Genomic DNA, 24,873 nt, shown 5'->3' with positions numbered 1-24,873 from the left:
GAGCCGCTATGAACGTAACGAAAGTGCTTTTAACGGCAGTACTCGCTGGACAGATCTTACTTGTAGGATGTTCGAAGGATAAAGGGGAGCTGTCACAAACTGAGGTCGAAGCTGGAGAAACTGTAGAAACCGGTTCACAAATGAGCGGGAATATCGCTCCATTTTCAGGTATGGAAGTAGAAACAGCGGACCATCGCCCGATTTTAGCGACCGTCAACAATCATCCGCTTGCCCGTCCGCAATCCGGGTTAAGCCAGGCCGATGTCGTATATGAAGTGTTCGCTGAAGGGAATATCACCCGGCTGCTGGCGCTTTACCAAAGTCAACTGCCAGAGGAAATCGGCCCCATCCGCAGCGCACGTGATTATTTCATTGAAATTGCAGAAGGGCTGGATGCGTTTTACATCGCTCATGGATACAGTCCGGATGCGCACGCATTATTGAACGCTGGCGTGGTGGACAACATCAATGGCATGCAGTACGATGGCACGTATTTTGTGCGCTCAAAGGAACGGAAAGCACCACACAACTCCTACATTTCAAAAGAGCATATCGAGGCGGCTATGGAGGATCTTTCGATTGACGATGAAATCCGTGAAGTTCCGCCGCTTTCGTTCCATCCAGACGCGGATAGTGCTAAACTAGGAGAGATTGCATCGACGATCGTGGTCGGTCACCCAGACCCCAATTTCATGAGTACGTATATATTCGACACGGAAAGTAAAACGTATGAGCGTTCAGTTAATGGGATCATTACAACAGACAAAGCGGCAGATGAAAAAGTCACGCCTGCAAATATTTTAGTCATGGAAGCCCCATACGCTACCATCGATGCAGAAGGGCGCCAATCGCTGGATCTGACGAATGGCGGTCCAGCAATCCTGTTTCAAAATGGCGTCGCACTTCCACTCGAGTGGAAACAGATCGATGGGGTGATCACACCTGTACAGGATGGGGTACCTGCAAAATTAGTACCTGGTCAGACGTGGGTCCATATCGTCCATGAACAAGCGATTGGCACCACGACGACCTATACCCCTTAAGGACGGAGGCAGTTTCCTATGCTGGAAAAAATAAAAGGCGAACAGACCGATCAGTTGTTTCGCGCAATACTGGAATTGAACGATTTGGATGAATGCTATGCGTTCTTCGATGATTTGTGCACAATCGGAGAAGTGCAATCCCTTGCTCAGCGTCTTGACGTAGCGGTCATGCTGAAAAAGAAGCATACGTATGACAAAATCCAAAGTGAAACCGGTGCAAGTACTGCAACCATCTCCAGAATTCGCAGATGCGTCGATTACGGAACAGGCGGGTACAACTTGATTGTCGATCGGCTGAACGAAAAGCAAGAGTCATCAACTGAAGACAACTAACTTTTAAACCGGTAACAGCCATAGGCTGTCCGGTTTTTTCATTTCTTTGAGTGTCAACGAGAATCGGAACGTATTTTTTGCTATACTGTAAGGAACGTAATTACGAAAAGCAGGTGACTGATAATGGAAGTTCGAACTTGGCGTCATGCCTTTAAATTGGATCCCGCAAAAGAAATTTCAGACGAGGCGCTTGAGCAACTCGCAGAGTCCGGAACCGATGGAATCATTATCGGAGGAACGGACAATATCACGATTGAAGGTGTCCTCGATTTACTAGCTCGGTTAAGACGCTACGCCGTACCGCTCGCTCTCGAAGTATCGGACGTAGAGGCCGTCACTTTCGGGTTTGACTATTACTTCATTCCCACTGTACTGAATGCGAAAGACGTGAAGTGGATGAACGGCATCCATTTAGAGGCTCTGAAAGAATTCGGCCATATGATGAAATGGGAAGAAGTTGCAACAGAGGGCTACTGCATAATGAATCCCGAGTGTAAGGCGGCTCAACTGACAGGGGCAACAGAAGTGCCCACGAAGGACGATGTTGTCGGATATGCTCGTATGGCAGAGCATTTGTTCAAACTGCCGATTTTTTACTTGGAATATAGCGGTGTGTACGGGGACCCGGAAATCGTCAGTGCAGCAGCTTCTGTTTTGGAAGAAACGCGGCTCGTCTATGGCGGTGGTATCCGTACTGCAGAACAAGCAGCCGAGATGGCGTCAATTGCCCATACTGTTGTAATCGGCAACGTCATCTATGATGATTTGAAGAACGCACTTGAAACAGTGGATGCGGTAAAAGCGGTTACCAGTCCGAAGTGATTTCATGTATACTGAAGAACAAACGTTCCTAGAAGGCGGTTATAGAATATGAAAGAACTTGCACAAGATTTACTGAAGGGCATGAACCCTGAACAGGCGAAAGCCGTAAAGAAAACAGAAGGTCCTTTGCTCATTATGGCGGGCGCAGGGTCCGGTAAAACACGCGTGCTTACACATCGGATTGCGTACCTTGTCATTGAGAAGAACGTCTATCCTTCAAAAATTCTAGCCATCACGTTTACAAACAAAGCAGCGCGTGAAATGCGGAATCGTATTGATGGATTGCTTGGCGAAGGTTCAGGCGATCGCATGTGGGTCTCCACATTCCACTCGATGTGCGTACGGATCCTGCGTCGCAATATCGATCGCATCGGCTTTTCCAAAACCTTCTCCATTTTGGACTCCTCAGACCAGTTATCTGCCATTAAATCTGTCTTGAAAGAACAGAATCTGGACCCGAAACAATATGATCCACGGACGTTACTGAATATTATCAGTTCTGCGAAAAACGAATGCATCGATGCGAAAGAATATCGGGCAGGCGTGAACGAATCGAATCCGTACGATCGTGTCATCGCGGACGTATTTGAAGGATATACGAAAAAACTGCGTAAAAACCAATCACTCGATTTCGACGACCTGATCATGCTGACACTGAGATTGTTCGAGCAAGTTCCAGACGTGCTCGAATTTTATCAGGACAAGTTCCAGTACATCCATGTCGATGAATACCAGGATACCAACCATGCACAATACCGGCTCGTCCAATTGCTTGCGGAGAAATTCCGCAATATTTGTGTCGTGGGTGATTCCGATCAGTCCATCTACAAATGGCGGGGCGCCGATATCGGCAACATTCTGTCGTTTGAAAAGGACTACAAGGATGCAGAAGTCATCTTGCTTGAACAAAACTACCGTTCGACTCAAAACATCTTACAAGCAGCAAATGACGTCATTAAGAACAACGAAAGCCGGTACGACAAAAGACTGCGTACAGAAAACGACGAAGGCGATACCATCACCGTCTATAAAGCGACTGACGAGAAAGATGAATCTCAATACGTCGTCCGCAAAATCATCGAGTTGCAGCAAGAGAAAGGCTACTCACTCGATCAGTTTGCTGTGTTATACAGAACTAATGCCCAGTCCCGGATGATTGAGGAGTATTTGGTGAAATCGAATCTGGACTATACGATTGTCGGCGGTACGAAGTTCTATGATCGTAAAGAGATTAAAGACTTACTCGCCTACTTGCGACTCATCGCGAATAACGACGACGATCTCGCACTAGCGCGAATCATCAATGAGCCGAAACGAAGTATTGGCGCAACCTCGTTTGAACGGATGGCGACATTCGCGATTGAAAACGACCGTTCCATTTTCGATGCGATGCAAGAGCTGGACTTCATGGGCTTGACGAAAAAAGCTGCTATGGAGTCGGCTCAGTTCCGCGACCTCATCAACGGATTCACACAAATGCAGGAGTTCTTATCAGTCAAAGAACTGACCGAGCAAGTGTTGGATAAAACCGGTTATCGCGCGATGCTTGAACGTGAAAAAACGATTGAGTCAGAAAGCCGTCTGGAGAACATCGATGAGTTTTTATCCGTCACGGAAGCATTTGAGAAGCGTGCTGCAGACGACGAAGGCGACAAATCACTTGTAGCATTTTTGACCGATCTTGCACTTATTGCGGATATCGACTCTCTCGACAAAGAAGAGAACCAATCGACAGAAAAAATCGTCCTGATGACGATGCACTCTGCAAAAGGTCTTGAGTTCCCAGTCGTATTCGTCATTGGTATGGAAGAGAATATTTTCCCGCATGCCCGTTCGATCGGGAACGATGAAGAAATGGAAGAAGAACGTCGTCTTGCATACGTTGCCATTACGCGTGCGGAACAGAAGTTATTCATGTCTTCGGCATCGAGCCGGATGCTGTACGGCAAATTCAGTTACAATAATCCATCTCGTTTCATCAACGAGATTTCTGATGAAGTGATCGAACAGGAGAACGCTTCTGGCGGCTTCTCAATTGGCGGCTCCCGTACAGGTGAACCGAAACGTCCAGCTGTGAAAAAACCTGTCTATGAAACGACAGGCGGGGAGAAGCTAGGATGGTCAGCAGGAGACAAAGCTGCGCACAAAAAGTGGGGTACAGGTACGGTCGTCAGTGTCAAAGGTTCTGCGGACGACGTCGAACTCGACATCGCCTTCCCAGAAGTCGGCATTAAACGATTGCTTGCTAAATTTGCTCCAATTGAAAAAGTGTAGAAGGAGGAACACAATGTGAACGATCGCAACGAGCTCGAACAGCGCGTGGAGGTACTCAATACGTTGCTCACCGAATATGGACGAGCCTATTACGTGCTCGACAAACCGGTGGTTACAGACGCGGAGTACGACAAACTGATGCAGGAACTACTTGCGATTGAAGCAGAGAATCCGGATCTGATCTACCCGGACTCTCCGACACAGCGAGTAGGGGGCAGCGTTCTGGAAGGCTTTACAAAAGTGGAACACGATTACCCGATGCTCAGCTTGTCCAATGTGTTTAACGAAGAAGACATCCGTGAATTCGATCGGCGCGTCCGAGATGCGGTCGGCGATAAGGTGTCCTACATTTGTGAACTGAAAATTGATGGACTTGCTGTCTCATTGAAATATGATAACGGCAAATTTGTCCAAGGGGCCACTCGGGGTGACGGTTCTGTCGGAGAAGACATTACCGCCAACCTGAAAACGATCCGCTCCATTCCACTGAAATTGAGTGAGCCGATTCAAATAGAAGTGCGCGGAGAAGCCTATATGCCGAAGAAATCATTTGTGCGACTTAACGAAGCGCGTGACGAAGCGGGTGAAGAACCTTTTGCGAATCCGCGGAATGCTGCTGCAGGTTCGCTGCGTCAACTCGATCCTAAAATTGCAGGAAGCCGGAATCTTGCCGTTTTCCTTTACGGCATCGGAGGAGACGGTGAAGCGTACGGTCAGGCAACACACTCGGAAGCACTCGACTATCTTGACAAGCTGGATCTTGTGACAAACCATGAACGCAAGCGATGCAAGTCGATCGAAGAAGTCATTGAATACGTCGACAGCTGGGGAGCTAAACGTTCCGAACTCGATTATGAGATTGACGGGATAGTCATTAAAGTCGACAGTTTCGAGGATCAGGAACAGCTAGGCTATACTGCAAAAAGTCCTCGTTGGGCGACTGCTTATAAGTTTCCTGCAGAAGAGGTCGTTACGAAACTGCTCGATATCGAACTGAGTGTCGGCCGTACAGGTACGGTCACACCGACTGCAATCTTGGAACCGGTCCGTGTGGCAGGGACAACAGTCGGACGTGCTTCACTTCATAACGAAGACTTGATCCACGAAAAGGATATCCGAATAGGAGATTATGTAACGATTCGGAAAGCAGGAGATATCATTCCGGAAGTCATTGCCCCTCTAATTGAAAAGCGGACGGGAGACGAAATGCCGTTCGACATGCCGGAAAACTGTCCGGTCTGCGATTCGGGACTCGTACGTATAGAAGGGGAAGTCGCGTTACGGTGCGTGAACCCTCAGTGTCCTGCGCAATTGAAAGAAGCACTCATTCACTTTGTATCGCGGAATGCGATGAATATCGAGGGGATTGGCGAACGCGTCGTCGATCAGCTTTATACAGCAGAGCTCGTCAAGGATTTTTCGGATTTGTATGGGCTAACAGAAGAACAGCTGCTTCAACTTGAGCGGATGGGTGAGAAATCAGCTTCCAATCTCGTATCGGCGATTGCGGCTTCAAAAGAGAATTCACTCGAAAAACTTCTGTTCGGTTTTGGGATCCGTCATGTCGGGGAAAAGGCGGCGACATTGCTTTCCCGAGAATTCGGTTCATTGGACGGACTCATCGCTGCAGAACCCGAACAGTTGCTAGCTATCCATGAAATCGGAGAAAAAGTGACGGATGCAATTGAAACGTACTTTTCCAATGAAGATGTCTTGGAAGTCATACGGAAATTGAAAGACTACGGTGTCAACATGACCTACAAAGGCCGTACTCAGCAGGAGATTCCAAATGAGGGGCCGTTCGTTGGAAAAAAGGTCGTCCTAACAGGAAAATTATCGATTTTGACACGGGGCGAAGCGAAAGAGAAAATCGAAGCGCTCGGCGGTGAAGTGAGCGGGAGTGTCAGTAAAAAGACCGATCTGGTGATTGCTGGGGAAGACGCAGGATCCAAGCTTGCGAAAGCGGAAGAGCTCGGCATCGACGTGTGGGATGAAGCAATGCTCATCGAAGTGCTGGAAGTAAAGGAGTAAACAACTAGATGAAAAGGTTATTCACTATACCAGTGATCGCTTCTGTCCTGTTCCTTGGCGGATGTATTCCGTCAATCGGACCGGGGAAAGAAGAAGTCGTTCAAGAAAATGAAGACATCGAACAAGAGACGGTTCTCATTCCGGAAGTTCAGCTGAATGAGCAATACTACCGAACGTTACTGCCATTTAAAAAGAGTGCGAGCCGCGGATTGATCGTCAACCAAGTATATAGTAAGTATGATATTGGCGAGGTTGAGGAGGGGCTCCTCCGGTTATCCGCTAAAAATTTCGACCCAAAGGATCATTTCTTCCAAGAAGGGCAATTCATCGATGAGAAAACAGCCGTCCATTGGCTATCGAGAAGTTCCAAGTTCGATGAAGGATTGAACCCGCCTATCAACGATAAGATGTCTCCTCAAGACATCAGCGAGAAAGCACCTGTCTATTTGGCTCATATCGTCGAGCAGAACTATTACGTGAAAACGGGCGATAAAAAAGTGGGGCTAGCAGGCATTTCAATCGGTCTTGCCATGAACTCCGTGTTTTATCAGCGCGATGCGACGGAAGCGAAAATCCCGGACAAAGTGATTGAACAGCAAGGGATGAAAATGGCGGAGACCATCGTCAAACGAATGCGCAAAATCGATGGTGTAGGCGATGTCCCCATAACGATCGGTCTATTCAAACAACAACCCCGCAGTTCCATCGTAGCAGGGACGTACTTTGCGACCGCTACTGTGGATAAAGGGAAAGACGCACCATCGGGCTGGAAAGAAGTGAATGAGAAGTATGTCTTGTTACCCGCATCATCGAATGATAATAAGTATCGCGAAGCCAATCTGACATTTGAAAAACTGAAGGAGGACGTGAATGATTATTTCCCTGGGTTCGTGAGCATTGTCGGCACATCGTTTTACAGCGACAACAATCTGAAATCGCTTAAAATCAATGTCCCGATCCAGTTCTATGGGAAAAATGAAGTCATTGCGTTGACCCAATACATGACGTCATTAGTGTTGAAATACTATCCGGACATTGAAGTCGAAGTGAGCGTAACATCCAATAACGGCCCAGAGTCATTCATTATGAAAAAGCCGGGTGAAAAGGAACCAACTGTACACATCTACTCATATTGAGAATAGGAACTTTTCATCATCTGCCTGAGGTGTTATGATTAATCGTATTGTACAAAAGCCAGGAGGAGAGACTATGTCCAATTTTACTAAAGAGGATATCCAGTATTACGCGAATTTTGCACGGATTGATATGCCGGACGCGGAAGCAGAGAAATTCGCGTCTCGTTTGGACACACTGCTCGAGTTTTCAGATCGACTGAAAGAACTCGATACGACAGATGTGGAACCGATGACACATCCGCTTGCCATCTTGAATGTATTGCGCGAAGACACACCTGCAGACATTCTCGACCGTGATGAGATGCTGAAGAGTGTAGAAGACCATGAAGAAGGACTTATTAAAGTACCGAACATCCTAGATTGACCTGTATAGAGGAGGAATTGACTTATGGTAGTAAACAAAACTGCGTCTGAACTTCAGTCTCTTTTACATAGTCGTGAACTATCGGTTAAAGAACTAACTGAAGCTACACTGCAAACCATTGAAGAAAAAGATAAAACCATTCAGGCTTTCCTAACTGTGACTGGGCCAGAAGCTCTTGCTGCTGCCGAACAGTTGGACAACCTTCCTGACGACAAACGCGGCAGCCTATTCGGAATGCCGATTGGGATTAAAGACAACATCATCACTAAAGGCATCAAAACAACATGTGCGAGTAAAATGTTGGAGAACTTCGTACCAGTCTATGAAGGAACAGCTACTGAACGTGTGAAAGACAGTGGAATGGTCGTTGTTGGAAAGCTCAACATGGATGAGTTCGCAATGGGCTCCACTACGGAGCATTCTGCATTTCAAGTTACACGCAACCCTTGGAATTTGAACCATGTACCAGGCGGCTCTTCCGGCGGTTCTGCAGCGGCAGTTGCTGCTGGTGAAGTGTTATTCTCCCTAGGTTCCGATACAGGTGGATCTGTACGTCAGCCAGCTGCATTTTGTGGTGTCGTGGGCATGAAGCCGACATATGGTCGTGTTTCACGTTCAGGCCTCGTTGCATTCGGCTCTTCTTTGGACCAAATCGGACCGATTACAACAACGGTCGAAGACAACGCAATGTTGCTTAGTGCAATTGCGGGTGCTGACTACCGTGATCCTTCTGCCTCTGAGAAGCCGGTCCCAGATTTCCGGAAGTCGTTGACTGGGGACATTAAAGGCTTGAAAGTAGCTGTTCCTGCACGCTATTTAGGCGAAGGTGTCGATCCTCAAGTCCGTGAAGCAGTCAAAAAGGCAATCGGTGTGCTTGAATCTCTCGGAGCGCATGTCGATGAAGTCGACTTACACTATTCCCGCTATGGTGCACCGACATACTACGTAATTTCATCAGCAGAAGCATCATCGAATCTTGCGCGTTTTGACGGGATCCGATACGGTTACCACCCAGCAGATGCGAAAAACTTGAACGAGATCTATTTGCGTTCACGTTCTGAAGGCTTCGGGGAAGAAGTTCGTAAACGTATCCTTTACGGAACCTATGCACTGAGTGCCGGACATCACGAAGACTTGTATGAGCGTGCTCAAAAAGTACGTACATTGATTGCCCAAGACTTCCAAAATGTCTTTAAAGAATACGATGTCATTGTTGGACCAACTAGTGCAACGAACGCATATAAACTCGGCGAGACGATTAAAGATCCGATCACGTTGTACGCTAATGACTTATTGACAACACCTGTAAACCTTGCTGGTATTCCAGCGATCTCGGTGCCATGTGGTTTTGCAGACGGTTTGCCCGTCGGCTTGCAGATCATTGGAAACCATTTCGAAGAAGCGATGCTCTATAAAGTGGCGCATGCTTACGAGCAAGCGACAGAATTCCACAAACAGACGCCGCCTGCTCAGGAGGGGAACTGATTATGAACTTTGAAACAATTGTCGGACTTGAAGTCCACGTGGAACTGAAAACAGATACAAAGATCTTTTCTACGGCACCTGCCCACTTTGGTGCAGCACCGAACATGAACATTCACCCGACCGATCTTGCCTATCCAGGGACATTGCCGACGATGAACAAACAAGCAATCGACTTCGGGATGAAAGCGTCAATGGCATTGAACTGTGACGTGGCACATGTCATGAACTTCGACCGTAAGCACTATTTCTATCCGGATAATCCAAAAGCGTACCAAATTTCACAAGATGATCGACCAGTTGGTGCGAACGGTTGGATTGAAATTGAAGTGGATGGCTATAAAAAGAAAATCCGCATTGAGCGTGTGCACTTGGAAGAAGATGCAGGGAAACTGACACACTCTGATAACGGATATTCTCTCGTTGACTTGAACCGTCAAGGGACACCGCTTATCGAAATCGTTACGGAAGCAGACATTCGCACTCCGAATGAAGCCTATGCATTCCTTGAAAAACTGAAAGCGATTATTCAATATACAGGTGTATCTGACGTGCGAATGGAAGAAGGCTCACTCCGTTGTGATGCCAACATTTCCCTTCGTCCGTACGGCCAAGAAGAATTCGGTACAAAAACCGAACTTAAAAACTTGAACTCGTTCAATTTCGTACGTCGCGGAATCGCGAACGAAGTCGAGCGTCAAGAGAAATTGCTGCTCTCAGGAGAGAAAATCGTTCAGCAAACACGTCGTTATGACGAAGCGACAGGACAAACTGTGCTAATGCGTGTCAAAGGAAGCGCGAACGACTACCGCTTCATCAACGACCCGGATCTGCCGGAAATCGTGATCGATGAAGATTGGATTGAGCGTGTACGTGCAGAAATCCCTGAACTTCCGGATGCTCGTAAAAATCGTTATGTCAATGAGCTTGACTTGCCTGCATACGATGCACACGTCCTGACATTGACGAAAGAAATGTCCGATTTCTTCGATGAAACCGTAAAGGCTGGCGCGGATGCGAAACTGGCATCGAACTGGCTTATGGGTGAAGTTTCAGCTTATTTGAACGCTGAAGGCAAAGAATTGAAGGAAACACCCATCACGCCTGCAGGTCTTGCGAGCCTCGTCAAACTGATTTCCGATGGCACGATTTCATCGAAAATCGCGAAGAAAGTATTCAAAGAGCTTGCTGAGAAAGGTGGCGATGCTGCAGTGATCGTGAAGGAAAAAGGACTCGTCCAAATTTCCGACGAAGGCACATTGCGTACAGTGATCGGTGAAATTCTGGATGCGAACGAGCAATCGATCGAGGACTATAAGAACGGAAAAGACCGTGCTGTAGGATTCCTCGTCGGTCAAGTCATGAAAGCAACGAAAGGGCAGGCCAACCCGCCTCTCGTTAACAAACTCTTGTTGGATGAAATCAGCAAACGATAAGTAGACACCCTCGAAGACGTCCTGTGATTTGGCTTTAGCTATCTGCACAGGGCGTTTTCTTGAGCGTTACGCGGAAATTGATTTCCATATGCAGATAGAGGTACACTTAGGAATAGATTGTTTTGCATTTCTGATTTCATTGAATTCGAGTCAGATTTGTATCATCACTATAAGGAGTGTGAGAGTCGTTGGCTACTGAATTGGAGTATTTTGAACGCGCGATTTCCCTGGGAGAGTATATGGATCGTATGGAGCAGCTGAAAGATAGCAGTTATTCAATCTATGAGAAGTTTGATGTGCCAAAAGACGATGAATTCATCACCCGCCTGAAAGAAGTGAAGCCACGAATTCTCGTCATTACAGAGGATTGGTGCGGAGACGCAATGATGAATAACCCGGTTTTGCGCCGCATTGCGGAAGCAGCGGATTTAGATGTCCGTGCAGTGTATCGGGACGAAGACACGGATCTGATTGATCGTCATTTAACGAATGGCGGCCGCTCGATTCCGGTTTACCTTTTACTCGGTGAAGACGGTGAAGTCGTTGCGAAATGGGGACCTCGTGCGGCAACCATTCAAAAACATGTGATGGAATTGAAACGACAAATTCCGGAAAAAGATGCACCGGACTTTGAAGAAAAGCAAAAACAGGTATATGAAAAAATCCATGCTGAGTATACAACGAAGCCGGAGTATTGGCTGGCGGTTTACGAAGATATCCGTACTACATTCTTACCAGTAGTCCAAGAGGCTTAACGAAGCGCTTGTTCAGCTGGAGCTGAATGAACAGAAAGAGGGAAACGACGTATGAAGCGTGCTCGTATTATCTATAACCCGACTGCGGGACGGGAAGTCTTCCGCAAAAACTTAGCGGATGTACTCATGCGGCTTGAACAAGCTGGTTACGAAGCGTCAGCACATGCAACTACGTGCGAAGGCGATGCAACCGTCGCTGCCGCGGCTGCTGTTGAACGCGGCTTTGACTTGATCATCGCTGCAGGTGGAGACGGAACGTTGAACGAAGTCGTAGCAGGCGTATCCGATTTCGACAAACGTCCGCCAATCGGTCTCATTCCAATGGGGACGACGAATGATTTCGCCCGTGCCCTTCGTATTCCGCGCGACATCGATAAAGCGCTCGATATCATTTTAGAAGATAAGAAAATACCAGTAGATGTCGGTAAGATGAACGATCGGTTCTTCATCAACATCGCAGGTGGCGGCAGAATGACGGAACTGACATATGAAGTCCCAAGTCGATTAAAGACGATGCTTGGTCAACTCGCGTACTACTTGAAAGGAATCGAAATGCTTCCATCCATTCATGCAAGTCGCGTGAAGATCGAGTATGACGGACAAGTCTTTGACGATGAGGCGATGCTGTTCTTAGTCGGCTTGACAAACTCTGTGGGAGGTTTTGAAAAACTCGCACCGGAGTCGAGCATAAATGACGGGAAATTCACGTTGCTTATTTTGAAAAAGTGCAACATCGCAGAATTCATCCGTGTCGTGACGCTTGCCGTGCGAGGCGAGCATTTGAACGACCCACTCGTGATTTCATGCAAAGCCCAGTCAGTCAAAGTGACGTCAGACGAAGAAGTCCTCGTGAATCTGGACGGGGAATACGGTGGAAAAGCCCCTGCTGTCTTTGAAAATTTATCGTGCCATATCGAAATGTACGTCCCGTTCGATAAACTTCGCGAACAAGATCGTACTTGGTAAAACAAAAAGAACTCCGCTGAACCATGCGGAGTTTTTTTCTGCAATAAAATATGTCTTGGACACTTACGATCGAATGACCGCGAGGAACCCGCTCATTTGGCGTTGGCACCCGCCCGTTCCGGCGTGCGACCCGCTCGTTCTGCGTTGGAACCCGCTCGTTCCGGCGTGCAACCCGCTCGTTCTGCGTTGGAACCCGCTCGTTCCGGTGTGCAACCCGCTCGTTCTGCGTTGGAACCCGCTCGTTCCGGCGTGCGACCCGCTCGTTCTGCGTTGGAACCCGCTCGTTTCCGCGTGCAACCCGCTCATTTGGCATTAAAACCCGCCCGTTTCCGCGGCAGTTCACCTTTTTAACGCGTGTCCAAGCTCGCGGCCAATCCTTCTTTCCCCAATTCAGAACCAATCCTGATTGGTGTGCTCCGCTTCGCGCGCATTTAGGGATGCAGAGCGTGGAATTACAGGTTTCCTTCGTAACTCGCTCGTTCTGCGTTGGAACCCGCCCGTTTTCCCATGCAATCCGCTCGTTTCTGCTAGGAACCCGCTCGTTTCGGCGTGCGACCCGCTCATTTGTCATTAGAACCCGCCCGTTTCAGCATACAACCCGCTCATTTCGAGCTACAACCCGTTTCCAACCATTCTCCATCCAAACAAAAAAGCAACGAGCACAAGGCCCGCTGCCAATCATCCACTATTATTCGATAAACTCCAGTGCTTGATCTTGCTTCGATGCAAGTTTCGGTAGATCCTCGACAGGAATCCATTTGAATTGGAATACCAAACCTTCGTCTTTGCCATCTCCATGTACCTTGTAATCCCACTCTTGCTTATGATCACCAATATAATCGAAGTGAAAAACGTTCCGTTCGAGTACTTCATCTTTATCCTTCGGGAAAAAGTTCGTTTTATGCAGTTTTCCACATAATACAAGTTCATCTCGTTGGATGCCGGATTCTTCCTCAATTTCTCGATATAGGGCATCGATCAGTAGTTCATCCCGTTCGATCGTGCCGCCCGGTACTTGAAGTCCAGCTTCAGGATAATCCCTATGCTCGAACACAAGAAGTTGCCGGTCGTCTTCTTCACCTTTTGTAATATAGGCAAGTACTTTCCGTTTAAGTTTCATTGCGTTCACCTCACTTAATTGTACTAGTATACAATACAATTTACAATAATTCAAGTTTTCAAGTAATATTCTGTCACAACTCCATCACTTTTATTTACCCAAATAGGCGTAATTTAATCCTAATTGGGGAAAGTAATCAGTACATCATGGTATGGTTATTTCATAAGAAACTTTTGAAAGGATGTGGCCCGATGTACAAAAAACAGGAAAAAATTCTCATTTGGTTAGCATTTGGCGTCGCGGGCATTATGCTTCTCTCAATTGTTGGAAAAATATTTGGATGAAAAATAAGTAATACAAGGATACTTTAGTATTGAAGGAGGCAACGCAGATGGGCAATGAAGAAGCTGTATTTTTCTCACGTATTTTGACCGAAACGACCTTATCTTTTCACATCATTTATGCGACCATAGGTGTCGGTGTACCACTTATGATCATGTTAGCCCAGTGGGTCGGTATCCGGAAAAATGATGAACATTATATTTTGCTCGCAAGAAGATGGGCGCGAGGATTTGTCATCACTGTTGCTGTCGGTGTCGTTACCGGTACCGCCATAGGGTTGCAGCTCTCGTTATTATGGCCGAATTTCATGGAGTTAGCCGGCAACGTCATTGCGTTACCGTTATTCATGGAAACGTTCGCATTCTTTTTCGAAGCCATTTTCCTCGGGATTTATCTCTACACTTGGGATCGATTTGAAAACCAGAAGAAGCATTTACTATTGCTTATCCCAGTAGCACTCGGGGCGGCATTCTCTGCAGTATTCATCACCATTGTGAATGCATTCATGAACGCACCGCGTGGATTTGACATTGTGAATGGGGAGCTTGTCAACATTAGTCCATTACTGGCCATGTTCAACCCAGCGATGCCGACAAAAGTTGCCCACGTTGTTGTGACGGCATTCATGACTGCTGCATTCGTCTTAGCAGCAATCGCGGCATTCCGTTTATTGCGTGGATCTGACCACGTGTACCACAAAAAGGCTCTTTTGCTCACGATGAAAGTCGGATTCATCTTCTCAATCGGTGCCGCAATTATCGGCGATTTTTCAGGAAAGTACTTAGCGGAGTATCAGCCGGAAAAACTAGCTGCTGCTGAATGGCATTTTGAAACGACAGACAAAGCGGAGCTTATCTTGATGGGCGTGCTGACAGAGGACAACGAAGTCAAATACGCACTTAAAATTCCTTACGGGCTCTCAATTCTTGCTGCAAACAACCCGTTTGCCGAAGTCGTCGGACTCGACCAGTTCCCTGAGGATGAAGTGCCGCCACTTTACATCCACTACTTATTCAACTTGATGGTATTCATCGGAATGTGGATGGCATTCTTGTCAGGTGTATTCCTCTTAGGGAAATGGAAAGGATGGACCTTCATCGCATCGAAGTGGTTCCGCTGGCTCATTGTACTTGGAGCACCGCTTTCGCTCCTCGCCATTGAATTCGGATGGTGGTTTGCAGAAGTGGGTCGACAGCCGTGGATATTACGGGATATCATGAAGGTCTCTGAAGCCGCAACGACAAGCGGTCAAGTGGACTCCATGCTCGTTCTGTTCTGCTTGCTGTATCTCGTCCTAGGGGTCGGCAGTGTTGTCGTATTACGCCGCATGTTCCGTCGCAATCCAGTCGAGAAAGAACTGGAAGACCGTCATGCAATGAAAGGACGTGATGTACGATGAACCTTGAGATACTAGGCATCACAGTGTTGTGGACGTTTCTATTCGGTTACATTATGGTCGGAGCGATTGACTTCGGGGCAGGATTCTTCAACGCGTATAGTACGGTCACGGGGAAACAGCGCATACTGACAAAAGTCATTCAGCGGTATTTGTCCCCAGTGTGGGAAATCACCAACGTCTTTCTGGTGTTCTTCTTCGTTGGCATCATCGGGTTCTTCCCGAAAACAGCGTTCTACTACGGAACAACGTTGCTTGTACCCGTCAGTTTCGGAGTGATCCTCCTCGCCATCCGGGGCTCCTACTATGCGTTTGAAACATATGGGGCACGCGGACACAAAGGATACTCGTTCATGTATGGAGTGGCAGGCCTGCTCATCCCAGCATCACTGTCGATCGTACTGACCATTTCCGAAGGGGGATTCATCGAACTCGTTGACGGAAATCCTGTTCTCGACTATTGGAAGTTATTCACCAGTCCTTTGACTTGGTCGATCGTTGTCCTCAGTCTTTCGGCCACGTTATACATTTCAGCTGTTTTCTTAACGTGGTATGCAAACAAAGCACGCGACGTTGAGGCAACGGGATTACTACGAAGATATGCACTGACATGGGCACTGCCGACGATGATTGCAGCAGGGGGAATCATTGTTGAGCTCAGAAAGTACCAGCCGGAGCACTACAGTAACATCCAGAATTTCTGGCCGATGTTCCTGATTTCCTTCCTGCTATTTGTCGGAACCGTATTTCTGCTCTATACGAAACGTCAATACGGATGGGCTTTCGCAATGCTCGCAGGCCAATTCGCATTTGCATTTTATGGGTATGGGGCATCACATTATCCGTATTTACTCTATCCATATTTGACGATTTACGACAGCTTTACAAATCCAGCAATGGCTATCTCACTCATCGTCGTGTTCGTACTCGGGCTTTGCCTGCTCATCCCGTCACTGATCCTAGTCATGCGTCTATTCTTGTTTGATAAAGACTACGTGAGCGGCAAAGGTGATTATCATGCATAAGGGGGAGATCGCGTGGAAAACTTCATCATATTTTACGCACCATTCATTGTATTAATCGGTTTAATCGTCGTCGCATTCTTCGTTGCACCCATGGATGGATGGGTGATTGAACGCAAGAAAGAGAAAAAGAAGCAATGAGGAAAGGGGGCTGCTGAGGCAGCTCCTTTTTCGTGCGATAAATTCTTGGCGGGGCACTGGACTCCAAGCCGGACCGTTCCATTCTGATCAAGCAAGCCGTGAATCCGCTCAAGCAAATGGACAAGTGATCAAGCAAGAGGTGAATCCGCTCAAGCCAGTGGAAAAGTGATCAAGCAAGTGGAGAATCCGCTCAAGCAAGAAACCACACCATCCCGCCTACACAAAATCGTCTCAAGCAACTCGCCTTGACCTATGGTAAACTACAGTACAGACCGAAAACTGGAGGGCACGAACTTATGACCTATGCAGTAAACCAAAACGACCGCTTAGTCGTTCACATAGAAGATCTCACACACGACGGCTCAGGCGTCGGTAAAGTCCAAGGCTATCCGCTTTTCATCCCCGGCGCACTGCCCGGTGAAGAAGTAGAAGTCAAAGTCGGCAAAACGTTGAAAAACTACGGATTCGCAAAGCTGCTCAACATTGTCACGCCTTCATCTGAACGTATCGAAGGACCGTGTCACGTCTATCCCGAATGTGGCGGCTGCCAAATTCAGCACTTGACCTACGACGCCCAGCTCAAGCAAAAGCAGAAAACCGTCCGCGACGCTATTGACCGCATCGCGAAGCTGCCTGACGTACCGGTCCATCCCGTACTTGGTATGGAAGATCCGTGGCGCTATCGCAACAAATCCCAGATTCCTTTCAGCGAACGCGATGGCCAAGTTGTCTCCGGATTTTATCGCTCGAAAACACATCACATCGTCGATACCGATGTCTGCATCATCCAAAGCGAAGAAGCCGACGAACTCATGGCCATGCTGAAACGTGAACTGCAAATACTTGGAATCGACGCATACGACGAACACAAACACAAGGGCTTCCTGCGTCACTTAGTCGTCCGTAAAGCCCGTGCAACCGGTGAACTTATGGTCGTTCTAGTCACAGCCAGACGCAAATTCCCTGAAGCCGACCAAGTCATCCAAGCGATCAGACGCGTCGTTCCTGACGTCACGTCCATCATGCAAAACGTCAACACACAAAAGACGAACGTCATTTTTGGCAATGAAACCCTCTGTCTCTACGGCAAAGACATCATCATCGACTCCATTGGTGGTGTCAATTTTGAAATCTCGGCGCGTTCGTTCTATCAAGTGAATCCCGTACAAACGGAAACGCTATACAACCAAGCACTCAACTATGCACAGTTGACCGGAACGGAAACCGTCATCGACGCCTACTGTGGTATCGGGACCATCTCGCTCTTCCTCGCGAAACAAGCGAAAGAAGTGTACGGTGTGGAAATCGTCCCTCAAGCCATCGAAGACGCAAAACGGAATGCTGCACTAAATGGCATCGACAATGCCCATTTCGAAACCGGCGCTTCAGAAGACGTTATTCCGAAATGGTACAGTGAAGGAAAAACATTCGACGTATTAGTCGTCGATCCGCCGCGGAAAGGCTGTGACGAAAAACTGCTTGAAACCATTCTTACGCACAAACCAGGTCGCGTCGTCTACGTCTCTTGCAACCCGGCAACCTTAGCTCGCGATCTTCGTATCTTAGAAGACGGCGGCTACAAAACACAAGAAATCCAGCCAGTGGACATGTTCCCGCACTCCACCCATATCGAAGCAGTCGCTTGGTTGGAAATATAAAAACAGACTCCATCCCCAGAAAAATAGAGGATGGAGTCTGTTTCATTTAAATAATATCCATGCTTGATCATTTTGGCGCACGTCACAGATTCACTAAGACCGAATAGAAGAATAAAATCACTAAACTGATTCCCACCAAAATGCCGGAGGCTTTTTTCAGCTCTTTATTCTCAAAAGTTTTTACTAATAGGAAGAAGAAGCCGACGACCCAAATGCCGGATTGGAAAAAAGTTGAAATGATATTTCCGAGCACCATAATGATAAAGTTCATATCCACTAGTTCATCCTCCTTTTTATGCCGAGTTTCTAAGATACTCTTTATGCGTGGTGGCACCTAATTCTCGTTGTGTCAGTCAACTGGTCTTCTTGTTAACTTTTCTGAAAGGGAAATAGACGAACGCCAACACCAAACTGATAATCAATGTTCCAAATGGGTAAGTCAAAGGGAAAAAGAAGGCAGGATATCCCTCCCATGCATCGGTGTAATACCCGATCCGATAAGGGGTGAGGGAGCTCTCGTTCAAAAGTTCAGTTTGTAGGCCGCTGCGCTCCGTAAAGTTGAATGAGTCAGTCGTTAACTTACCTTTTTCATCCATAGTATATTGTTTATAGTATAAGTTCTGAGCGGGCAATCCACCGACTATATCTCCATTGGACCGCTCCTTTTCAATCTCCCTCGATTTCTTTAAAAGAATAACAAACTGCGTTTCACCCTTTTTCTTATCTTTCACCATTAAATACCCAATGTCACCGTAATACCGATTTAGTCCTTCTTCTTCAATCCGTACCGGATAATGGGCCAACCGATCCACTACCTTGCCATCTATTTTCACCGATAAATCAGCAATGCCCATTTCATAACTCCATGGATTAATGAAACTGACCTCATCTTTTATCGTTTCCTCGATTGTTATCATGTGGTCTTGATAAGTGTATGCAGAAGGAGTAGGAGGATACCCCTCACTCACATTTGTGACACGATACAGATTCTGCATGTTCAAGTTATGAACTAACTCCAATGTCATTATTGAGCTTACTGGGAGTGAGACGATAAATAGAAGCAGCCCAATGCTAAAGAATAATCGTTTTCTTTTCAAATCATGTCCATCCTCTATATAAATATATGTATAACAATATTCCCTATCACCAAATATAACACAACTGCTCCAATAAATTCCTGGCGACTTGGGACACTCTCACGCCCCTATGAATATACTGAGCCAAACGTCCAAGTGGGAGTGAGGAAGAGAATGAATTTGAATCATGTGAACCCGTATAGACAACCTGAAATCATTACTAGCACGTATGGAGATGTCAATGGGGATGGAATGGTAGATGTAGTGTATTTGACGGGAGTCAAGTCGGTTGACCCGACGAGTCCCTATTTGCAGCAGATTACGTTACACATTCAAGACGGGGCGACGAACAAAGTGCACACGATTGCGCTGAATGAAGAAGGGAACTCCGGTTACAATCCGACTCTCTTTTTGGGGGACTTTACAGGCGATGGCATTTTAGACATTTTGGTAAGCATTGACTCAGGTGGATCGGGTGCATTTACATTCGACTATGTGTACTCCTTCGCAAAAAATCAAGCTGAAAAACTATTTGATTTTGAGCAATACAACAAACAGAACCAGTATACGGTCACCTATCAAGATTATTTCAAAGTGAACGTGCATAGCCCTGCAACGGGTAAATCCTATTTGTTGGATATCAGCGATCGCGGTGCAGAGTATTTATCACAAATCTATTTTCAAAACGGAAAATTGAAACAGCCTGTCCAAGGGATGGCGGATGGGGTTAGCGGGTTTTATCCAGTAGATATGGACCGTGATGGAGTGTATGAAATTCAGGCATATCAGCAAATTAGCGGACTTTACCACGCAGATGCATTTGGATATATCATTAATACATTAAAATGGGATGGACACAAGTTCGCGATTTGGCAGCAATGGTTCGCCATTTATGGAACCTCAAACTAGGTCTCGCAAATGGGAAAACTGCACAACTCAGAAACCACAGTTGTGCAGTCTGAGACGCACATCATACCTCGATATTACGATCTTTCCATTTGACTGAACGTAATATATGTACTCGGAACAAGGAATATAAAAAGACGCTTGCGAAAAATAGGAAAAGGATCGGGAAAAAGATGAAAATCGGCCATTTGAAATTCCCGCACCTTCGTGCAAACCAACCTGTTTGCAGCGCATAGAGTGCATATAAGGACGCTGTCAGCAAAATACGTACCGCATCTCCAGCCAGGAGAGATGAAATCAGTTCTCCCACACTTATGAAGCTGCCGGATATCCATATAATGACCATCAGCAAAATGATAGGATGTGTCGATTGGGAACCGATCGCAAAGCTTTTGCACCAGCCCTCCACCATACTTCTAAACCCTTCCGGATACATGCGGAAAGATATCGTACCTTTTCCTCCTAAGCAATGAACAGGAAGGTTGTTATCAAGAAAAGCTTGACCGAGTGCCAAATCATCCATGATCGCGCTTTGGATTTTTTCATGTCCGCCTGTTGAAAAGTAATCGTCTCGATCGCAAAGGATACAGGGCCCGAATGAGCCGGCAGTTTTAAAGCGTCGTTTCCCAACTGAAAACAAGTTCATCCCGACGATAACAACGATATTGAAGACTGCTGAAAGGTTTTCATACAGTCGATTGACGGTGTGAAAGGGCTGGAGTGAAAGAATCCCTTTCGCCCCTTTTTGCTGATAGAGCAGCAACAGCTTTTCCAAGCCATCGTCCCCGCTAAAATACGTATCCGCATCCAGAAATAACAGCCATTGTCCTGTTGCCTGTTGAGCACCTTGCCAGCAAGCCATCGACTTGCCGGCTCCCGCTAGCTCCGTGCGATTGGAAATCACTTTTGCCCCATACGCAGTCGCAATGTCGACCGTCTGATCAGAGGAATGATCATCTACCACCAGGAGCTCGAATGATTGAAAGTTCTGCTGCTGTAAGGAGCGTAACAACGGTTGAATCCGCCCGGCCTCATTACGGGCAGGGATAATAATGGAAACCAATGGCAGGGAAGTGTGGCCACCTTTGAAAGATTTGGGAACAGGCAATGACCAAAACATGAGAAGACCTATCAAAACCGCCAAAAGACCCACTATAAGAGTAACTCCATCAGAAATCGCCATCTCATCCCTCCCATATAAGTGAATGAATAAATGGCTCATCGCAATCACTTTGATTTTGTACGTCAATAACCAAAGAGAATCCCCTGATCATCACTGATCAGTTCTTGTGCAGCAATCTTCGCAGACATCAAGACAATCGGAACGCCTGCTCCGGGATGCGTGCTGCTGCCCGTGAAATACAGATTGGAACAGTCTTTAGCCTTACTTTGAGGACGTAAATGGCTGCTTTGGAGCATAGTGGGCAGCAACCCGAAAGCAGCGCCGTTATACGCATTGAACTTGGACTCGAAATCCAGGGGAGTCATACATGTTTCTGTGACAATATCGTCCTCGATGGTTTCAAACCCTTTTATGGATTTCAGCGTATTTAACAGATAGGAACGGTAATCGGCAATTGTTTCCTCGTTCCATTCATAATTGGAAGTGGCGACATTGGAAACCGGCATCATGATGTACAGCCCGTCTTTGCCTGCAGGAGCTAACGATGGATCCATTTTGGATGCGATATAGACATAAAAAGAAGCTTTTGTCAGTTTGTTCCCCTCAAAGATATCGTGCATATTTTTCTCCAGGTTTTCGTCAAACACAAAATTATGGATATGGTCTATTGTCTCGTATTTGCGATTCATCCCTAAGTACAACACCATGCAGGAACAAGAATACTTCATGCTGTCGATTTTGCGGTCCGTATACTTACCTTTCGCTTGCTTATCCTGTACCAGGTGTTTCATCGCATACGGAAAGTCTGCATTGCAGACAACATAGTCAGCTGGAATTGCGTTCCCATCCACCCGAACTCCGATCGCCTGTTGATGTTCGATTAGAATTTCGTCTACAGGAGCATTGTAATGGACTGTTCCGCCGAGTTCTTGAAACAGCCGCTCCATGGCCGCTGCCATCGTATACATCCCACCCTTGATAAACCAGATCCCGTAAAGGAACTGGATCATGGGAATCATCGTGTAAAACGAAGGGCTCTTGATAGGCGAGATCCCGATGTAAAGCGTCTGGAAGCTAATGATCTGTTTCAATCGCTCATCTTTTATATAGTTGCCGATGAACTGATCCGCGCTTCCGCTGACCTTCATATTCATTCCTTTTTTCAACATGGAAAGATTATAGAAATCACTTTTTTTACGAAACGGTCTTTGAATGATGTTTTCCATAGCGACATTGTAGCCTTTATAAATCACACTTAAATAACTGAGAAACCCCGCAGCATCCTCTTGGCTGAAGGACTCGAGCGTCCGTGTCCAGTCAACGAGATTACTCGAAACGTCGATGGGGTGGGAAGGATCATTACTAAAATAGACTCGGTACATCGGATCCAGCTTTTCCATCGGAATGTAGTCATCAGGATCGCGACCGCACAGTTGAAATAGTTCCCGATAGATGTCCGGCATCATCACGAGGCTCGGACCCAAGTCGAATCGGTAGCCATCCATTTCAAGTCGGTTCATCTTTCCGCCTGGAGTCGCCTCCTTTTCATATAAGTCCACCTCATACCCTGCGTGTTGCAGACGGATGGCACTGGCGAGGCCAGCAACACCTGCGCCGACCACAATCACTTTTTTCCCCAATGCGTATCTCCTCTTTTCTTCAAATTCCCGGTTCTCCGAGTGGAAATTCATCCTGCTCAAATTCGATTACACGACAAGAGCTAGGACACCTTCCATTCGGAATCAGTCAGTTCCTCGATCTCTTGCAACAATCTGGTCACGGACTTGCTGACCGCTCAGCGTCACCATCGGCATGCCGCCTCCTGGGTTCACCGTTCCTCCGACGAAATAGAGATTATCATACCGTTCACTATGCTTAGGATGCTTGAATCCTTTGTTCATCTTTTTATCGGAAAGTGTTCCGTAAATGGCACCCCGATCCGACCAATACCTGTTCCTGATGTCTTCAGGAGTCCAAATATCCTGGGTCACAATATTCTTCCGTAAATCCGTCAGCCCCATCTTTTCCAATTTAATCAAGACCCGCGTTGCGAACTTTTCGTAGTCCCGATGTGTCAATGGAGTGTCCTGGATATGGGGGATGTGAGGTAAGACTTTTATGTTTTCACACCCCTCGGGCGCCTGGGAAGGGTCTGTCTTGTTAACGTTTACTAGATAAATGACGGGATCATCCGGAAGTTTGTGCTGATGGAATATTTTTTTCATTTGACGCTTCTGGTTCTTCGCAAAAAAGAAATTATGATGGCTCAGCTGAGGATACTTTTTCTTCACACCCAAATGCATGACGAGACCCGAACTGGACGGTTCAAATTTCTTTTTTAACTTGTTCACATACTTTTTGTCTTCCTGAAGCAACTGTTCATAAACCGGAATCACTTCCATATTGGAGATGTAATAATCCGCAGTCACAGTCGTGCCATCTTCAAGAACGGCTCCCGTTATCTTGCCATCCGCTTTAGTCAGCCGGATAATGGCTTGTCCTGTATGGAAGTTCACTCCGATTTCCTGGGCAAGCTCTACCATCCCTTTACCGAGCAGATGCATGCCGCCAGGGACATACCAAGCACCCTGGTCTTGCTGCATGAAGATCATCATATTCAGTAGCGCGGGTGCGTCATAAGGGGAAGAGCCCACGTATTTACTGTAATACGAGAGCATGTCCCGGAATTGTTTGTTGCTGATTCTCTTATCAATGGCCTGATGGACCGTAGAGAACAGGTCGAAATTTTTAAACGTACTGGCGATGCCGTGGAATTCTCCAATTTCTTTCGTACTGTCGAGACCTTTGTTGAAATACCCTTTTTCAATCGTGTTATAGAGATTCTCTGAATAGCTGAGCAATTTTTTGAACTGCCGGATATCCCTTTTGTTCAAGGAAGGATTTTTAGTCTCCATGTCCTGAAGATTTTCATACAAGTCAATGACGTTCCCGTCAGGAAAGAACGAGCGCCATTGATGATTCAACTTTACGGTCGGTACATAATCCTTCATCTGCTTTCCGCTTCCTGTAAACAAACGTTCAAACACTTTGGGCATCGTTAAGATGGAAGGACCGAGGTCAAACCCGAATCCATCTTGTTCAAGACGATTCAATTTACCACCGATGTGACGATTTTTTTCATACAATGAGACCTTATATCCGTTTTGTGCGAGTGAGATAGCTGCAGACAAACCGCCGAGTCCGCCCCCAATTATTAAAATAGTTTTACCAGTTGACAAGTGTCTCATCACCTTTCCGATTATTGAAGGCATCTCTAATGAAAGAGACGTACATGAATTCATTTTAGTTATAATAATTAGAACATTTAGTGTACCATGATGTATGTTTTTATGTATCCGTTAGATAAAAGTCACGTCAACGTCGTATTATCCTTAGTAAAGTCCGAATAAGATATCGATATCTTCAGTAAACATAGTTTAATTATGGTATGATTTTCCTTGTATAGCAAGCGGGATTTCATAAAAAGAGGAATGACGGAATCATAGG

24 protein-coding genes are annotated in these 24,873 nt (G+C 46.6%); 16 read left to right on the top strand and 8 right to left on the bottom strand.

The genetic code is table 11. The annotated features are described in order from the left end of the window. The first annotated feature begins 8 nt into the window (after positions 1-8). The 11 genes from ABE021_RS06480 (at position 9) to ABE021_RS06430 (ending at position 12,642) form a co-directional block, all read left to right on the top strand. Positions 9-1,043 carry a DUF3048 domain-containing protein gene (locus tag ABE021_RS06480; protein WP_430287551.1) on the top strand — a complete coding sequence of 345 codons (1,035 nt, stop codon included), beginning with the start codon at positions 9-11 and terminating at the stop codon, positions 1,041-1,043. Positions 1,044-1,061: 18 nt separating this feature from the next. Continuing rightward, a complete protein-coding gene (locus ABE021_RS06475; RefSeq protein WP_430287550.1) occupies positions 1,062-1,376 on the top strand; it encodes a YerC/YecD family TrpR-related protein in 315 nt (104 codons plus the stop codon). Positions 1,377-1,499: 123 nt separating this feature from the next. Then, the gene (locus tag ABE021_RS06470; RefSeq protein WP_430287549.1) at positions 1,500-2,198 is read left to right on the top strand and encodes a heptaprenylglyceryl phosphate synthase; all 699 of its coding nucleotides are present in this window, start codon (positions 1,500-1,502) and stop codon (positions 2,196-2,198) included. A 48-nt stretch (positions 2,199-2,246) separates the two neighbouring features. Next, positions 2,247-4,472 (top strand): DNA helicase PcrA, encoded by a 2,226-nt coding sequence (gene pcrA, locus ABE021_RS06465; RefSeq protein WP_430287548.1) that lies wholly within the window; start codon positions 2,247-2,249, stop codon positions 4,470-4,472. Between the two features lie 15 nt (positions 4,473-4,487). After that, positions 4,488-6,503, top strand: coding sequence for an NAD-dependent DNA ligase LigA (gene ligA, locus ABE021_RS06460; protein WP_430287546.1), 2,016 nt, complete (start codon positions 4,488-4,490; stop codon positions 6,501-6,503). An 8-nt stretch (positions 6,504-6,511) separates the two neighbouring features. After that, positions 6,512-7,639, top strand: coding sequence for a CamS family sex pheromone protein (locus tag ABE021_RS06455; RefSeq protein ID WP_430287545.1), 1,128 nt, complete (start codon positions 6,512-6,514; stop codon positions 7,637-7,639). A gap of 73 nt (positions 7,640-7,712) precedes the next feature. Then, positions 7,713-8,003 carry an Asp-tRNA(Asn)/Glu-tRNA(Gln) amidotransferase subunit GatC gene (gatC, locus tag ABE021_RS06450; RefSeq protein ID WP_430287544.1) on the top strand — a complete coding sequence of 97 codons (291 nt, stop codon included), beginning with the start codon at positions 7,713-7,715 and terminating at the stop codon, positions 8,001-8,003. Positions 8,004-8,027: 24 nt separating this feature from the next. After that, positions 8,028-9,488: an Asp-tRNA(Asn)/Glu-tRNA(Gln) amidotransferase subunit GatA gene (gatA, locus tag ABE021_RS06445; RefSeq protein ID WP_430287543.1), complete on the top strand. Its 1,461-nt coding sequence runs from the start codon at positions 8,028-8,030 to the stop codon at positions 9,486-9,488. Between the two features lie 2 nt (positions 9,489-9,490). Continuing rightward, the gene (gatB, locus tag ABE021_RS06440; protein WP_430287542.1) at positions 9,491-10,921 is read left to right on the top strand and encodes an Asp-tRNA(Asn)/Glu-tRNA(Gln) amidotransferase subunit GatB; all 1,431 of its coding nucleotides are present in this window, start codon (positions 9,491-9,493) and stop codon (positions 10,919-10,921) included. Positions 10,922-11,109: 188 nt separating this feature from the next. After that, positions 11,110-11,676, top strand: a complete 567-nt coding sequence (locus ABE021_RS06435) for a thioredoxin family protein (protein ID WP_430287541.1) — start codon at positions 11,110-11,112, stop codon at positions 11,674-11,676. Between the two features lie 51 nt (positions 11,677-11,727). Then, a complete protein-coding gene (locus ABE021_RS06430) occupies positions 11,728-12,642 on the top strand; it encodes a diacylglycerol kinase (RefSeq protein ID WP_430287540.1) in 915 nt (304 codons plus the stop codon). 63 nt (positions 12,643-12,705) lie between these two features. On the opposite strand, the gene ABE021_RS06425 is transcribed toward ABE021_RS06430, so the two are convergent. The 3 genes from ABE021_RS06425 to ABE021_RS06415 all read right to left on the bottom strand — a co-directional run bounded on the left by ABE021_RS06425 (position 12,706) and on the right by ABE021_RS06415 (position 13,762). Next, positions 12,706-12,948, bottom strand: coding sequence for a hypothetical protein (locus ABE021_RS06425; protein WP_430287539.1), 243 nt, complete (start codon positions 12,946-12,948; stop codon positions 12,706-12,708). An 84-nt stretch (positions 12,949-13,032) separates the two neighbouring features. Beyond that, complete coding sequence (locus ABE021_RS06420; RefSeq protein WP_430287538.1) at positions 13,033-13,206, bottom strand: hypothetical protein; 174 nt, start codon at positions 13,204-13,206, stop codon at positions 13,033-13,035. A gap of 124 nt (positions 13,207-13,330) precedes the next feature. Next, a complete protein-coding gene (locus ABE021_RS06415; protein ID WP_430287537.1) occupies positions 13,331-13,762 on the bottom strand; it encodes an NUDIX hydrolase in 432 nt (143 codons plus the stop codon). 331 nt (positions 13,763-14,093) lie between these two features. Here ABE021_RS06415 and ABE021_RS06410 point away from each other — a divergent pair, with 331 nt between their 5' ends. From ABE021_RS06410 to rlmD, 4 genes are all read left to right on the top strand, one after another. Beyond that, positions 14,094-15,443: a cytochrome ubiquinol oxidase subunit I gene (locus ABE021_RS06410; RefSeq protein ID WP_430287536.1), complete on the top strand. Its 1,350-nt coding sequence runs from the start codon at positions 14,094-14,096 to the stop codon at positions 15,441-15,443. Further along, positions 15,440-16,465 (top strand): cytochrome d ubiquinol oxidase subunit II, encoded by a 1,026-nt coding sequence (locus ABE021_RS06405; protein ID WP_430287535.1) that lies wholly within the window; start codon positions 15,440-15,442, stop codon positions 16,463-16,465. The genes ABE021_RS06410 and ABE021_RS06405 overlap by 4 nt, the downstream gene beginning before the upstream one ends. A gap of 12 nt (positions 16,466-16,477) precedes the next feature. Next, entirely contained in the window at positions 16,478-16,603 is a 126-nt protein-coding gene (gene cydS, locus ABE021_RS06400; RefSeq protein ID WP_430287534.1) for a cytochrome bd oxidase small subunit CydS, read from the top strand. Positions 16,604-16,899: 296 nt separating this feature from the next. Further along, the gene (gene rlmD / locus ABE021_RS06395) at positions 16,900-18,261 is read left to right on the top strand and encodes a 23S rRNA (uracil(1939)-C(5))-methyltransferase RlmD (protein WP_430287533.1); all 1,362 of its coding nucleotides are present in this window, start codon (positions 16,900-16,902) and stop codon (positions 18,259-18,261) included. A gap of 82 nt (positions 18,262-18,343) precedes the next feature. On the opposite strand, the gene ABE021_RS06390 is transcribed toward rlmD, so the two are convergent. Both ABE021_RS06390 and ABE021_RS06385 read right to left on the bottom strand, forming a co-directional pair. After that, positions 18,344-18,532 (bottom strand): hypothetical protein, encoded by a 189-nt coding sequence (locus ABE021_RS06390; RefSeq protein WP_430287568.1) that lies wholly within the window; start codon positions 18,530-18,532, stop codon positions 18,344-18,346. 82 nt (positions 18,533-18,614) lie between these two features. Continuing rightward, complete coding sequence (locus tag ABE021_RS06385) at positions 18,615-19,358, bottom strand: hypothetical protein (RefSeq protein ID WP_430287532.1); 744 nt, start codon at positions 19,356-19,358, stop codon at positions 18,615-18,617. A gap of 153 nt (positions 19,359-19,511) precedes the next feature. Here ABE021_RS06385 and ABE021_RS06380 point away from each other — a divergent pair, with 153 nt between their 5' ends. Continuing rightward, a complete protein-coding gene (locus ABE021_RS06380) occupies positions 19,512-20,246 on the top strand; it encodes an FG-GAP-like repeat-containing protein (protein WP_430287531.1) in 735 nt (244 codons plus the stop codon). A gap of 61 nt (positions 20,247-20,307) precedes the next feature. On the opposite strand, the gene ABE021_RS06375 is transcribed toward ABE021_RS06380, so the two are convergent. The 3 genes from ABE021_RS06375 to ABE021_RS06365 all read right to left on the bottom strand — a co-directional run bounded on the left by ABE021_RS06375 (position 20,308) and on the right by ABE021_RS06365 (position 24,605). Continuing rightward, the gene (locus tag ABE021_RS06375; RefSeq protein ID WP_430287530.1) at positions 20,308-21,492 is read right to left on the bottom strand and encodes a glycosyltransferase family 2 protein; all 1,185 of its coding nucleotides are present in this window, start codon (positions 21,490-21,492) and stop codon (positions 20,308-20,310) included. Beyond that, complete coding sequence (locus ABE021_RS06370) at positions 21,489-23,006, bottom strand: phytoene desaturase family protein (protein WP_430287529.1); 1,518 nt, start codon at positions 23,004-23,006, stop codon at positions 21,489-21,491. Before ABE021_RS06370 ends, ABE021_RS06375 begins: the two co-directional genes overlap by 4 nt. 102 nt (positions 23,007-23,108) lie before the next feature. Beyond that, positions 23,109-24,605: a phytoene desaturase family protein gene (locus ABE021_RS06365; RefSeq protein WP_430287528.1), complete on the bottom strand. Its 1,497-nt coding sequence runs from the start codon at positions 24,603-24,605 to the stop codon at positions 23,109-23,111. Positions 24,606-24,873: the final 268 nt, after the last annotated feature.

The organism is Sporosarcina gallistercoris (genome assembly GCF_050459885.1).
GTDB classification, from domain to species: domain Bacteria; phylum Bacillota; class Bacilli; order Bacillales_A; family Planococcaceae; genus Sporosarcina; species Sporosarcina gallistercoris_A.
The sequence above is the reverse complement of the archived record's forward strand: the minus strand, read 5'-3'. Positions and strand labels throughout refer to the sequence as shown.